The organism is Paraburkholderia sp. GAS33 (assembly GCF_050436645.1).
In the GTDB taxonomy this organism is placed as follows: Bacteria; Pseudomonadota; Gammaproteobacteria; order Burkholderiales; family Burkholderiaceae; genus Paraburkholderia; species Paraburkholderia phenazinium_B.
Genome location: NZ_JBNDMP010000001.1, coordinates 1,166,991 through 1,180,346 on the forward strand (window position 1 = coordinate 1,166,991; position 13,356 = coordinate 1,180,346).

A 13,356-nucleotide genomic window follows, 5' to 3' on the forward strand; every position below is an offset into this window, starting at 1 on the left:
TCCTGATGCGGCTGTCGGCCCATCAAAGCCCTGCCAGCGTGCCCCACAACTGCTGTTTGAGCTTGCCCGTCGCTTCGTCCGTGTTCTCGTAGGGTTGCCCCTGCACGGTCACGATGCGCCAGAACGACGCGTCGATATGGCGCAATTCCACATGCGTTTTCATCGTGGGGTCCGACTTTAGGCGGCCCTCGGCAATCCAGCTTTCATGACCGTCGACCGTGTCGCGCGTCCCTGGCACGCCGAGCGGCATCGTCGACGCATTGTTGCGCAGATACGCGGGGATGTATCGGCTGAACCCCACGTCCGGCAGAACTTCCCGCGCGAAGACGACCGCGGCGTGGCCGGTCGGGTCGGTGAAGGTATAGATCGGCTCGCCGTTTTCGGTTCTGGTTACCGAGAGCGTCCAGACGCCATCTATCTGCACACTCGCACCGGTGACAGGATTAGTCCATCTGGCGGCGACATTGGCGTGCGGTGCCGCGCTCGCAATGGTCCGATGAACCGGCAGGCGATGGTTCGCGTGCCAACCCGTCCACGCCGCGGCCAATACGATGGCAACGCAAACAACAATCCTGAAGGCGCGCGCCCGAGCCGACTCCTTCGTCTTGCCCTGCTGGGAAGTGGCCGCTTCGGGTGCTGTGTGCCGCCTCTCGTTGAACGTCGAAGCCCTGGCGGACGCCGCGAAGGACGGTTCCGCCCTGCCGTTGCGCTCGCGCGGCGAAGGGTACGCCGGCGCCGCATCGGGCGGCGGCCCCTGCACTTTCGGCGCTTGCTGCTCATGCGCCGAAAGTTCGCGGTCGTACGCCTTTCTGCGTTCCGGGTCGCCCAACACCGCGTAAGCCTCGTTGATAATGCGCATGATGCGCTGTGCATCCGGACTGGTATTTTTGTCGGGATGGTAACGCTGGCTGAGGGCCTTATAGGCGGCCCGGATCACCTCGGCCGGCGCGCCGCGCGTGACCTTGAGATTGTCGTAATGGGTATGCATGTGCTTTCCGTGGCGATTCTTCCCCGCATCGACAGCATATCGGCTCAAAAACAGATTGCTTGAACGGCGCGGCCATGCGAGCCCTTACCGCTTTGCGCGCGACAGGCACGCCGGTTGCTGACGCCTTCCGTGGTGTACCGTTTCACCAAGCCTTTCCGCTTGCAGCAACCGCCCGATTGTATCGGTGCGCAGCCCTGCCGGCCCCGTAAAAACGACGGAGCAACAGGCAATGGAAATTCCCGAACCGACCCGCCGGCGCCATATTCGCCATGCGCGCCGGCGCGCGCGCTCGAGCGAGATGTCCCGTTATGCCGGCAAGCCGATGGCTCTGCTATGGCGCTACATCGCCCGGCGCAAGGTCTCCCATCTGATCGTGCTGGTGAGTGTGCTTGCCGCGGTCGGGTGCGCGCTGGCCTCGCAATGGGGCATCAAGAATCTCGTCGATGCGTTACCTTCTGGCCGCACCCATCCCGCTGTCGTAATGCGGGCCTTCGTAATTCTCGTCGGACTGATTCTCGCGGACAACCTGTTCTGGCGCGTCGGCGGCTGGATCGCCGCGCGGACTTTCGTCACGGTGACCGGCGATATCCGGCGCGAGATGTTCGCCTATCTGACCGCTCACCCACCCGCGTTCTTCGCCGACAAGCAGCCGGGCGTCCTCTCGAGCCGCATTTCCGCCACGGCGAACGCGGCGTACATACTCGAAAACACCGCTTCGTGGACGGCGATACCGCCGTGCCTCACGGTAATCGGCGCCATCATCATGGTTGGCGCCGTCAGCGTGCCGATGAGCGCCGCGCTGGTGGCGGTCTCCGGCATTCTCGCTTTCGGTGTTTACGTCCTGGCGAGCCGCGGCACTTCGCGGCACCATGCCTTCGCTGCGCGGGCCGCAGCGGTGGATGGCGAACTGGTGGACATCATCGGCAACATGGGGCTCGTGCGTGCGTTCTCAGCCATCGGGAGGGAACGTCGACGCCTCGACGAGCAACTGGGCGTTGAGACCAAAGCGCGTACCGGCAGCCTGCTTTACCTCGAAAAGCTGCGTCTGCTGCATGCAATCGCCACGGCGATCCTTTCCGCTGGCATGCTCGGCTGGACCCTCTGGCTATGGAGCATGGACCGCGCGACGACGGGCGACGTCGTGCTGATCAGCTCGCTCGGCTTCGCGATTCTGCACGGCACACGCGATCTGGCGGTCGCATTCGTGGATCTGACGCAGTACGTGGCGCGCCTTGGCGAAGCCTCGGCCATCCTGCTCGCGCCCCACGCGATGCCGGAGCACCACGACGCACCGCCGTTGCACGTCACCACCGCAACCATCGATTTCAACAACGTCACGTTTGCCTATCCGGGGCGCCGGCCGGTGTTGAACGGCCTGAACCTGCAGATCCGCGCGGGCGAGCGCGTGGGGCTGGTCGGTCCGTCGGGCGCCGGCAAATCGACGATTCTTGCCCTGATCCAGCACTTCTACGAACCGGCGTCCGGCACCGTCAGCATCTCGGGACAGGACATCTCGAAGGTCGGCCAGGACAGTCTCCAGGCCGCGATTTCGATCGTGCCGCAGGATGTCTCGCTGTTCCACCGGACCTTGCTCGAAAATATCCGCTATGGGGTGCCGAAAGCGAACGAGGCGGATGTCAAGCGCGCCTGCGAGGATGCCAACTGCATGGACATCCTCAGCGCGTTGCCCGACGGGCTCGACACCGTAGTCGGAGATCGCGGCACCAAGCTCTCCGGCGGTCAACGGCAGCGGATCGCCATTGCGCGCGCCATTCTGCGCGACTCGCCGATCCTTCTGCTCGACGAAGCCACGTCGTCGCTCGACTCGGCCTCGGAAGCCGCGATCCAGCTGGCGCTCGAACGTCTGATGCAAAACCGCACGGTGGTCGCCATCGCCCACCGCCTGTCTACGCTGCAGAGCTTCGACCGGATCGTCGTGGTCAATCGCGGCCGCGTCGTCCAGGACGGCTCGCCCTCTGAACTGGCGACCGTCCCCGGCATCTACCGCGATACGCTGACGCGCCAACGCAAGCGCAGCACTCCGCCGCCAGAACTGGCGTGACCGGTTGACCGGACCCCGCGGGCGCCGGGGTCCCACTCCCCGCCCACTCCTCCCATTGCCACGACAACGTTTGCGCAACCCGCTCGCGGCCCGCGCACATCGGCAATTTCCCTCGGACTGCTCATAAAAACTGAAGAATGTTAAGAAACCTGCCGATATACGAGGGTTAAGGCTCAATTCACACGAGGAGCACTGATGGGATCGGTAGCTCGAATACGGGGGGCGTTCACGGTCGACAGCACGGACCCGGAACTCGTGCGCTCGCAAATGCAGGCGTTCGGCCGGCAAATCCCGCTCCTCTACTTTATGCTGGTGGTCAACACGATGGCGGTGGCCATCACCCACCTTGCCTACGCGCCGGCCTGGCTCGCCGTCTATATTCCGGCGGCCCTTTGCACGGTCTGCGTGTTCCGCTGCGTACGGTGGTGGTTCGTCCGGCACCGCACGCTCACGCATGAGAAAGCCGTACCCGAACTGCGCAAGACTTTCTGGTTCGCGTGCGGGTTCGGCGTCGGCTTCACCACCTGGTCGCTGCTGCTATTCCCCTATGGACCCGCCTACGAGCAGTGTCAGGTGGCGTTCTACATGGCCACCACGGTGGTCGGATGCGTGTTCTGCCTGATGCATCTGCGGACCGCGGCGCTCACGCTGCTGACCATCGTGATCGGTTCTTTCACCATCTTTCTGCTGGCCGCGGGGCGCCCCGTGTTCGTGGCGATGGCGGCGGATATGCTGTTCGTCGGCGTGACCCTCGCTTTTATCGTCCATCTCTACTACCGGAACTTCGCGAGCCTCGTCTCTTCGAAGCGCGAACTGCTCGTGAGCCAGTCGGTCACGCAGAAACTCAGCGACGACAACTTCCGCCTCGCCAACATCGATAGCCTGACCGGTCTGCCCAACCGGCGCAGTTTCTTTTCGTCGCTCAATGCGCTGGCCGAGCAAAGCACAGGCGGCGTCGCCAACTTCCACATGGGGCTGATCGACCTCGACGGTTTCAAGCAGGTCAACGACATCTACGGTCATTCGAGCGGCGACCTCGTGCTCAAGGAAGTCGGCAACCGGCTTCTGGCGCTCGCCGATCCGACGATTTTCTTCGCACGGCTGGGTGGCGACGAATTCGGCATCATCATTCAACGGCGTCTTGGCGAGGACGAACTCGACCGCCTCGGACAAACGCTATGCGAGCGGCTCAGCCGGCCCTATACGGTCGGCGAGAACACCGCCGAGTTGTCGGGCACGATCGGCTGGGCCGGTTTGCCGCCTGCGAGTGTCAGCGTGGCCGAGGTGTTCGAGCGCGCGGATGCCGCGCTCTACGTCGGCAAGGAAAGCCGGCGCGGCACGGCCGTGGTGTTTTCCGCCGAGCACGAAAACCGCGTGCGGCGCGCGAGCCTCGTCGCCCAGGAGTTGAAGGCGGCGAACCTCGACGCCGAACTCTACCTGGAGTTTCAGCCCATCTACGACGTCGCCACCCGTACCGCGGTCGGCTTCGAGGCGCTTGGCCGGTGGCGCAGTCCGAAGCTCGGTCAGGTGAGGCCGGATGAATTTATCCGCATCGCCGAGCGGACCGATCTGATTCGTGTGGTGACCGAGGTGCTGTTGCACAAGGCGCTGAACGAAGCCGCCAACTGGCCGCCGCATATTTACCTGTCGTTCAACCTCTCGGCGCTCGACATCTCGTCGGTGCCGCGCGCAAGGCGGTTGCTCGACATCGTGCAGGCGAGCGCGACGCTGGCCGAACGGGTGCATTTCGAAATCACCGAGACTGCGGTGACCCGCGACTTCAGACAGGCGCGTGCTTCCTTGTCGCTGATCAAACAGGTGGGCTGCCAGGTGTCGCTCGACGATTTCGGCACCGGCTATTCCAGCCTGAGCTACGTCCATCGCCTGCCCTTCGATACGATCAAGATCGATCGCAGTTTCGTAGCCGAGGTCGATACGGACGTGGCGTGCGGCAAGATCATCAAATCGGTGATGGACTTGTGCCGCAACCTCGGTCTCGAATGCGTGGTGGAAGGCGTCGAGACCGAATCGCAGTGCGAAATGCTGACCGCACTCGGCTGCCGTGTGATGCAGGGCTATCTGTTCGGCAAGCCGATGCCGGCCGAGGCGCTGCAGTTTTTCCAGGCCAATGTCGTTTAAAGAAGGCGTGAATTACCGGAGCGCCTGACTCTCACCGGTACATGTTGCGACCGCCCGTCCGGATCAAGGCGCCTCTTCGAGCGGCACGCCGCCGAATGCCTGGCGCTGCGCGAGCGAAACGAAAGTCTGGGCATCGCGCGCCGCCTGAACCACCGGCGCCATGCCGAAGAACTCATGTGTCGCCCCCTGATAGTTGCGGTGCTCGACGGCAACACCGGCATCACGAAGTTTTTCCGCGAGTTTCTCGCCATCGGAGCGCAACGGGTCGATGCCCGCGGTCACCACCACCGTAGGCGGCAGGTTCGACAGATCCGCGCTGACCACATCGATCAGCGGGCTTTTCAGATCACCCTCGTCGTTGATCACGTTCTGGACGAACCACAACATCATCTTCTTGTTCAACGGCTTCGCACTGCGATTCTCCTCGTAGGAGATCGAAACGATGTTGTTGCTCGCCACGGGATAGATCAGTGCCTGATGCAACGGTGCGCGTAAGCCTGAATCGCGCGCGTGAATGGCCACGTTGATGGCAAGATTCGCCCCGGCGCTCTCGCCCATCACCGCTATCCGGCTTGGGTCGCCGCCGAGGCTCGCCGCGCTTTCGACGATCCAGCGCCACGCGGCGAACGCATCCTCGTGTGCGGCGGGCAACTTGTGCTCAGGCGCCTGCCGGTAATGGGCCGACACCACGATCGCGTTGCTTTGTGCCGCAATCGAGCGCGGTGTCGCATCGTAGACGTCCAGATCGGCAATCACCCAGCCGCCGCCGTGAAAATACAGGATCAGCGGAAACGGGCCATCGCCGGCCGGACGGTAGATGCGCGCCGGATTGCTGCCGGCAGCGCCCGGAATCACCGTGTCCTCGCTCTGCACCGCCTCCACTTCCAGCGGTAGCCGGGCGGCGTGGCCCGCCTGCGTCATCAGTTTCCGGACGGCGTCGGCGGGCGTCGGTTGCTCGCGGGCCTCGGCGACGCTGCATTCTTCGATCGGCTTTGGGTTCAGTTCCTTGAGCGCGGCGAGCACCGCCTTCATATCGGCGTCTGCGTGGGCGGTCGGATCAAGTCCGATCATGCCCTTGAGGGTATCGGCGAGTGTCATGGCGCGGCTCCAGGTGAGACCGGGAAATCGGGAATGGGTTGTCGTCGAGCCCCCGGCTCAATGCCCCTTTGTATCGCTGCTCGCGTCGGCGCCGGGCATGTTGGTCGTATCGTTAGCCGGCTTGGACGCTGTCGTGTGGGTGTGTTTCTTCTTCGTCTTGCTCTTCGACATCGTCGTCGGGCCGCTGCCGCTGGCGGCGGTCATCGCCGAATCACCAGGGGCGCCCCCGCCTCCGTTGCCATTCCCATTGCCGCCCGCTCCGCCGGTACCGGCACCGCCGCCACCCGCAGCCAGAGCAACGCCAGAGCCCAACAACAACGCCGAAATCAAGACCGCTTTTTGCATTTTCATGACTTGCTCCTTGGTGAGATCAGAGAGATTCAGATTTGAGCGGCTGCGTTGCCAATGCACGCAGGCCTGCCAAAGATTCAGCAAGCGACGTGCCGTTGAAAAAGCGCCGGGAGCGAAGAGCGTGCATCGCTGCACTGTTGTGTAGCCGTCGTGCGTAAAAACTGCCCCGCATTGACCGTCTTGCCAGACGCGTGCTGCCACGAATGCGTCACGAGCTACGTACGAAAATCGCAAATGTGTGATGCGCTACGCGATGCAAACCTGAATCGACGCGCGGCTTCGTTTTGGGCCGCAAGCCGCAGATCCTTGTGCAGCGCGGCAAAGAGCGCTGCGCGCAGGTTGGGCGAGCGCACATCGACGAGCGACGACACGCACTCGTCGCGGCTGAACTCGCAGCTCTCGCATCGTTCAAGGGCCACGGGCACAGTGCTTGCTGAAAACTATCGGTTTTGATTTCTGCCGTACGTCTATCCGCTTACGCCCCACCGCCAAATTTTTATCCGACTATGCCGACGCCGCTCAACGTTTTACTGGTTGCATCCGAAGCAGCCCCTCTTGCAAAAACGGGCGGGCTCGCCGACATGGTCAGCGCATACGGCGCCGCATTATGCGAAGCCGGCGTCGCTGCGTCGATCCTGATGCCGGCCTATCCCGGCGCACTCGAGCGCGTGCTCGGCGCGACCCGCGTGGCCAGACTCGCGGGTCTGCCGGGGGGCGACGGCGTCATCATCCGGGCGCATATGCCCGACACGGGCGTGCCGGTGCTGCTGTTGCAGATGGATCATCTGTTCACACGCGAAGGCATCTACCGCGACCGCTACGGCCGCGACTACGTGGACAACCTCGTGCGGTTCGCATCGCTCGCTGCCGCCGCGGCGCGGATTGCGCGCGGTGTGCGCGGCATCAAGCGGCCGGACGTCGTGCACGCTCACGACTGGCACGCGGGGCTCACGCCGCTCTACATGAAACTCGGCGGCGTGCAGGCCCGCAGCGTCTTCACGATCCACAATCTGGCGTTTCAGGGTAACTATCCGCTCGCCGCCGGTCCGTGGATGGGCGTGCCGCCTGAACTGCTCGCGCCGGCACTCACCGACGAGCGCAGCATCGAGTTCTACGGTTCGCTTAGTTTGATGAAGGCCGGGATCGTCCACGCCGACCGCGTCACGACTGTGAGCGAGCGTTATGCGACGGAAATTCTCACACCGCGCTTCGGCCATCGGATGGAAGGCGTGCTGAATGCGGAGGCGCACAAGCTCTCCGGCATCACCAACGGCATCGACATGCAGATGTGGAACCCCGCCACCGACGCGCTGATCACGAGCAATTATTCGGCGGACAACGTAGCGGGCAAATACGCGTGCAAGCGGGCGTTGCAACAGGCCTTCGGACTTGCCCGCGAGCCGTTCGTGCCGCTGGTGGCGATCGGCAGCCGGCTCACCGAACAGAAGATGGCGGAGGTGGTGGCCGAGGCGATCCCAGCCATGATGGCGCGGCACGAGCGGCTGCAGTTCGCCATTCTGGGCCAGGGCGACGCGCCGATCGAAGCACGCATGCGCGAACTGGCTGCGCGTTGGCCAGGACGTGTAGGCACCTGCATTGGTTATGACGAGACACTCGCGCACATGCTGCATGCCGGCGCGGATATGCTGTTGCACGCGAGCCGCTTCGAACCGTGCGGGCTCACGCAACTGTACGCGATGCGCTTCGGCACGATTCCGGTGGCCTCGCGCGTGGGCGGTCTTGCCGACACGATCTCCGACTATGCGTTAGGGCTGGGCAAATCGGGCGCGGCGACCGGCTTCCTGTTCGAAGGAGAGTCGCTCGAGGATGTCGCTGGCGGCGTGGCGCGTGCTGTCGAGGCGTTCAAGAATCCATCGCTGTGGCGCGCACTGCAGCGTAATGCGATGACGCGCGATTCAGGCTGGGGCACGGCAGTCAAACGCTACGTCGACGTGTACTGCGAATTGACGGATGCGCGCCCTGTGGCACCGCGCGAAGAGCCGACGACAGTTCCGGTTATCGCCGCGCGCCGCCGCCGTACCGCGGCGAGGCCGGCACCCGCCGACAATTCGCAGGCGGCGGCCGTTCAGTAGCGATCCTGGCAGCTAGCTGTAAACGGAAGCTTAAAGCGGAAGGTTAAAGCGAGGTCACGGCGTGGGCGTGCCGGAAGAAGGCGCGACCCTGATCTCGTCCTGTAGTTCCGGCCGCACGCTGAAGCTCGGCTGGACCATCCATTCCTCGAGCCACTCGCGCCATTCGCTCCAGTGCCCCTCCAGACTGAATTCCTTGTCGATGAGGCCGCTGTCGTCGTCTCGCAGCGTCGCGTACACGATACGCTGGCCATTCCAGTAAGCGACGGCGCGATCCGTAAGGTCGGCGGTCGTGCCGAAGGCAGCGTCCTGCAAGATCATGGCTAACCGGTTGTCGAACTCTTCGCGAGTCATGGCGATTTTTTCCCGTAAATACCGGGATCGCAGCATAAACGATGCCTGCGTAGCCAATATTACGGTGCCGGATCCTTCTCGCGGGCTTCGAGCGCCAGCAGCGCGTCGTTCAGTCTTTTGACCCGGCTGACCTGCGACGGCACGCGCGCCGCGACCGTCACACTGGCGAGCCGGCTGCGCCAGTAGCTTAGCGGCAAGGCGCCGTCCAGCGCGGCGATACGCGGCAGCAGGTGTTCAAGATGTTCGATATCTTTTTCGAGCTGGTGGTGATTCATTGCTTCCCCGGGCACTCCCATCAATAAGGTCTTCGCCCGTCGGTGCGTGCGTGTATGGCCTTGCATTGCCTTGATTGCTCTCATGATGCTGCTTGACCGCCAGTGTGCCTGCAGATTGACGCGAGGCTTGACCGTGAGTGTCAGTTTTGCTGGAACATGGGGTCAACTTGATGTCACTGCGGGGAAAGACTGGCATGTTATGCGACACGCATTGTCCTGGCCGGCGCTCGTCCGGAGCGTCTTGGGCCGCAAGCGTTTGCTGGCTGTTTTGTCATGGACGCGTCAGCGTTGCGCCCCGGCTGCGGCCGTAGACTGAACTGGCGTTGTGGAGACCGGAATCGGCGTCGCATCAGAAAACCAAGCCGACCATCCAAACGTCCTTTCACCAAGGAGTCGAATATGATCCGAATCGCTTATATTGCAGCAGCCGTATCCGTCATGACTTGCGCCGCGCCCGTATTCGCGCAGGACACCCAGAACGCGCCTCAACCGGCCGCAACTTCGAACATGGGAAATGACAACGCCAACAGCAACCAGAATAGCGGCGTCGGCATGGATACCAATGGACAAGTGGCCTCTGGCGCGCCCGCCGGCCTCACCCGTGCCGAGGTGAAGCAGGACTTGTATCAGGCGGAAACCGACGGTCAGATGAAGACCCTCAACCGCACCGTCTACAGGGGCAATTAAGCTCGCGGGCGCGACACGCCGGAGTTTGAACGACCGGCGTGTTCCGCGAGCGGCACGGGCCTCATCAGTTCACTGAGTTCGAGTGAAGCAGCGGCCAGACGAGGTTCAGTTTCACGCCCCCTCGGGCGGGCACGTAGAGATCTCGACTGCGCTGCGCGCCGTCGAGGCTGGCAACCAGCCGATAGTGGCCTTGCGGTAGCCGCGCATAAAGATAAGGACCATCCGATGTGGCGTTGAATACGACGGTGCCATCGGATCTCGCTACCTGCACCGCGACGCCCGACAGATACTCGCCCGACCCGGTCGTAAAGGTCGCGCGCATGTTGTAGCCGGAGGCCAGTCCGCGAAACGCTGCAACCTCATCTTGCCCCACTCCGCCTGTGACGTATGCGACACCGTGGTCGTCGTGCGCCACGGGGATGTCGCTCGGCACGGCGTTGCGCACCGGCGCATCGTCGTCCGGTAGCGTGGGTCTTGCTGGGACGCCCGGCACGTTCGCCACGGTCTGCTCGCGAACCGGCATCGGACGTGTGGCCGGTTCCTGCGTTGCGGGGGCAGGTACATGTGGCACAGGCTCACGCGTCGCCAGTTCGCGCGGCAGCGGCGCTTTGTGTTCAGGCACTTCCCGCGCGCTCGCAGGAGCCGGGACGGGAGCAGGTGCCGGTGCAGCGGCCTGCACGTGGGGCCGCGGCGTGCCGGGTTCGCAGCTGAGCCCCGGTATGCTGCCGCCTTCGCTGGCAGGCCGTCCTTCGATCAGCCACGCCGGCAATGCAACACCTTGCCCCTTGGCGCGCGGCGTCAACGTATCGCGCATGCTCGCAGTCACCGCGCTGCGTTCCTGCGGTGTGGAGGCGCGTCGCATTTGTGTGCAGAAAGCGACCCGTTCATCGTCGCTGAGCAGCTCGGATGGAACGGCCGAGGGTTGGGCCAGCAGACGCTGCGCGTGCGTGCCGAAAGCTAGCACCGCAGCGCCGCACATCAGCGTCCACCGGAGAGTCTTCGACAAACCGGAAAACGTAGTGGACATGAATCACCTCCGGGACATTCTCGGGAGTATTGCGTCGGGTCGATTCAGGGAGCGTCAATGAGCGCTTCGCTTAACTTCTTTGGAAACACAGCGGCACGCGTAGTCTTGCGGGGATAAGTTGCGTCGCGGGTACTGCAAAACCCAATCGCAGTGTAGCAAACCCATTTGCTTTCGCTGCGCCCCAAAGGCCGCGCGAATTAGTCGATGTCCGCCATGTTCCAGCATGATCGACCTGAATTCGCACATTGCGGGTGCAAGTTCGCGGCGCGCGTCATGCTACGCAGCGAGATCGTTGCTTGGGCTAGGACACAAACGGCAGCTTCTGATCGCGCGCGGCGGCAAGCATCGACAACGTAATCTTGCGCACTTCGAGTTTGCTTTGCGTGATGTGCGCACGCAGCAGAATGCTGGCTTCGGGCAGGCGGTTGCGTTCGATCAGGTGCAGCATCGTCGAGTGCTCGTCGTAGGTCGCACTGGTGCGATGCGGCTTCAGAAAATCGAGCCGCCGCACGATGCGGATGCGCTCGGTCACCTCGTTGTGGACGCGAAGCATTTCCCGATTGCCGGTCGCGGCGACGAGCTGCCGGTGGAAGTTTTCATCCATGCCGAACATGGTGACGGGATCGCTCTCGCGCGCCTCGGTTTCGACGCACCAGACGGCCTTGAGCGGATCGATCGACTCATGCGGCGCATTGCCCGAGGTAAGACGCTCGAGCGAAGCCAGTTCGAGCACGATGCGCAGATCGTAGAGCTGGTCCAGTTGCTCGAAGTTGATCTCCGAGACTTTCCAGCCGCGCCGGAACCCCACTTCCAGATATCCCTCGCGCTGCAGGCGAAACAGGCCGTCGCGCATCGGCGTGCGCGAGACGCCGTAGTGTTGCGCGATGTCGCTCTCGGAGAAGCGGTCGCCGGGAAAAAGCCGGAAGCTGAAGATGTCGCTCTTCAGTTGCTGATACACCTGCTCGGCCAGCGCGTTCGGAGCGTTCGGTGCATTTGGCGAGGGGCTTGCGGTGCCACCCGTTGTACCGCTTCCGATTACGTTTGCAGCTGCGTTTTCGCTCATATCAAGGCATTGCGATCAGACTGACATGCGCTGCGACGATTTTCCAACCCTGGTGCGCCTGCGCCGCAGACTCGATGCGTGCCCAGGTCTGCATCTGGCGGCCGAGCAACGGGGTCGCGTCGCTGGTGAACTCGGTGCTGACGGTGGCGTAATCGTTGCCGAACGTGGTCACCCCCGTTCGATGCAGGCGTCGCGAACGTGGCACCGGCGCGCACGACGCGCGCCACGCACGAATCGCTTCGCCGCCGTGCTGGACTTCGGCGATTCCGTATCGCACGGTTTCAGGCGTGTGCCAGAACAGCGCGTTCATTGCTTCGACGTCGTTGTCGACCAGTGCCCGTTCGTATTCGACAAAGGCCGCTGTCACTTCGGCGACGATCTCCGGCTTGTTGACTTCCATCCTCACAGTCCCTCTTTCAATGCCGCGAGCGGCGCGGTCCAGCCCACGATGCCTCCCTGCGAGCGGATCATTTCGAGGCTCGCCTGCTTGAACGCGGGAAAGTAGCTCGCGGTCGCGTCTTCGATCAACAGACATTCGTAGCCACGATCGTTCGCTTCGCGCATCGAAGTTTGTACGCAGACTTCGGTCGTTACGCCGGCGAACAGCAAATGCGTAATACTGCGCGCATTCAGCTCGCCGCTCAACGGCGTTGCATAAAACGCGCCCTTGCCGGGCTTGTCGATGACGAGTTCGTCTGCGAGCGGCGCGAGCGCGTCGACGATCGCATTGCCGGGTTCGCCGCGCACCAGAATTCTCCCCATCGGCCCGGGGTCGCCAATGCGCATCTGCGGCGCACCGCGCAAGCGCTTCGCGGGCGGGCAATCGGAGAGATCCGGCGCATGCGACTCGCGGGTGTGCACCACCATTAAGCCTGCCGTGCGCGCGAGCGCTAGCAGCTCCGCGACCGTTGGAACGATCTCGGCGAGCAACGAGACATCGTTGCCAAGCGATTCGCCAAAGCCACCTGGCTCGATGAAATCGCGCTGCATGTCGATGATCACGAGCGCGGTGTGACGCGGCTCGAAAACAAACGGCGAGGGTAAAGCCTGAACTTCGCTGCTCATGGTTTAAACCTTGGTTTAAGCCTTGTTATAACGTGCGGGCGGCTTGCGCCGCCCGCCGTCACCGGTCCTCTATCCCTGCCCTGCTTGCCAGTGGCACGCAGTCACCTGCCACTGCCCCCGTTTTTATACGGTCCTGGAACGCTCATCCCTGCACGTG

At 63.3% G+C, this 13,356-nt stretch carries 13 protein-coding genes; 4 read left to right on the plus strand and 9 right to left on the minus strand.

All coding sequences use genetic code 11. The annotated features are described in order from the left end of the window. Positions 1-22: 22 nt before the first annotated feature. The gene (locus P3T24_RS05280; protein ID WP_429432945.1) at positions 23-988 is read right to left on the minus strand and encodes a J domain-containing protein; all 966 of its coding nucleotides are present in this window, start codon (positions 986-988) and stop codon (positions 23-25) included. A gap of 229 nt (positions 989-1,217) precedes the next feature. Here P3T24_RS05280 and P3T24_RS05285 point away from each other — a divergent pair, with 229 nt between their 5' ends. Beyond that, the gene (locus P3T24_RS05285; RefSeq protein ID WP_429288821.1) at positions 1,218-3,050 is read left to right on the plus strand and encodes an ABC transporter ATP-binding protein; all 1,833 of its coding nucleotides are present in this window, start codon (positions 1,218-1,220) and stop codon (positions 3,048-3,050) included. 195 nt (positions 3,051-3,245) lie between these two features. Then, positions 3,246-5,189 (plus strand): putative bifunctional diguanylate cyclase/phosphodiesterase, encoded by a 1,944-nt coding sequence (locus P3T24_RS05290; protein WP_429432947.1) that lies wholly within the window; start codon positions 3,246-3,248, stop codon positions 5,187-5,189. A 63-nt stretch (positions 5,190-5,252) separates the two neighbouring features. On the opposite strand, the gene P3T24_RS05295 is transcribed toward P3T24_RS05290, so the two are convergent. Both P3T24_RS05295 and P3T24_RS05300 read right to left on the minus strand, forming a co-directional pair. Further along, on the minus strand, positions 5,253-6,287 hold the full coding sequence (locus P3T24_RS05295) for an alpha/beta hydrolase (RefSeq protein WP_429432949.1): 1,035 nt from the start codon (positions 6,285-6,287) through the stop codon (positions 5,253-5,255). 57 nt (positions 6,288-6,344) lie between these two features. Then, positions 6,345-6,638 carry a hypothetical protein gene (locus tag P3T24_RS05300; protein WP_429288818.1) on the minus strand — a complete coding sequence of 98 codons (294 nt, stop codon included), beginning with the start codon at positions 6,636-6,638 and terminating at the stop codon, positions 6,345-6,347. Between the two features lie 506 nt (positions 6,639-7,144). Between P3T24_RS05300 and glgA the strand changes: the two genes are divergently transcribed. Next, positions 7,145-8,731, plus strand: a complete 1,587-nt coding sequence (gene glgA / locus P3T24_RS05305; protein ID WP_429432950.1) for a glycogen synthase GlgA — start codon at positions 7,145-7,147, stop codon at positions 8,729-8,731. Between the two features lie 54 nt (positions 8,732-8,785). On the opposite strand, the gene P3T24_RS05310 is transcribed toward glgA, so the two are convergent. Next, entirely contained in the window at positions 8,786-9,082 is a 297-nt protein-coding gene (locus tag P3T24_RS05310; protein WP_429432951.1) for a hypothetical protein, read from the minus strand. A gap of 59 nt (positions 9,083-9,141) precedes the next feature. Continuing rightward, positions 9,142-9,357, minus strand: coding sequence for a hypothetical protein (locus tag P3T24_RS05315; protein ID WP_074268399.1), 216 nt, complete (start codon positions 9,355-9,357; stop codon positions 9,142-9,144). A gap of 399 nt (positions 9,358-9,756) precedes the next feature. Here P3T24_RS05315 and P3T24_RS05320 point away from each other — a divergent pair, with 399 nt between their 5' ends. Further along, on the plus strand, positions 9,757-10,044 hold the full coding sequence (locus P3T24_RS05320) for a DUF4148 domain-containing protein (protein WP_429432953.1): 288 nt from the start codon (positions 9,757-9,759) through the stop codon (positions 10,042-10,044). 64 nt (positions 10,045-10,108) lie between these two features. Here the strand turns inward: P3T24_RS05320 and P3T24_RS05325 are convergent, their stop codons facing one another. From P3T24_RS05325 to P3T24_RS05340, 4 genes are all read right to left on the minus strand, one after another. Beyond that, entirely contained in the window at positions 10,109-11,071 is a 963-nt protein-coding gene (locus tag P3T24_RS05325; protein ID WP_429409576.1) for a carboxypeptidase-like regulatory domain-containing protein, read from the minus strand. Between the two features lie 301 nt (positions 11,072-11,372). Beyond that, on the minus strand, positions 11,373-12,134 hold the full coding sequence (locus P3T24_RS05330; protein ID WP_429288812.1) for a GntR family transcriptional regulator: 762 nt from the start codon (positions 12,132-12,134) through the stop codon (positions 11,373-11,375). A 1-nt stretch (position 12,135) separates the two neighbouring features. After that, the gene (gene hpxZ, locus P3T24_RS05335) at positions 12,136-12,534 is read right to left on the minus strand and encodes an oxalurate catabolism protein HpxZ (RefSeq protein ID WP_429409575.1); all 399 of its coding nucleotides are present in this window, start codon (positions 12,532-12,534) and stop codon (positions 12,136-12,138) included. A gap of 2 nt (positions 12,535-12,536) precedes the next feature. Beyond that, positions 12,537-13,199 (minus strand): cysteine hydrolase family protein, encoded by a 663-nt coding sequence (locus P3T24_RS05340; protein WP_429409574.1) that lies wholly within the window; start codon positions 13,197-13,199, stop codon positions 12,537-12,539. Positions 13,200-13,356 lie beyond the last annotated feature (157 nt).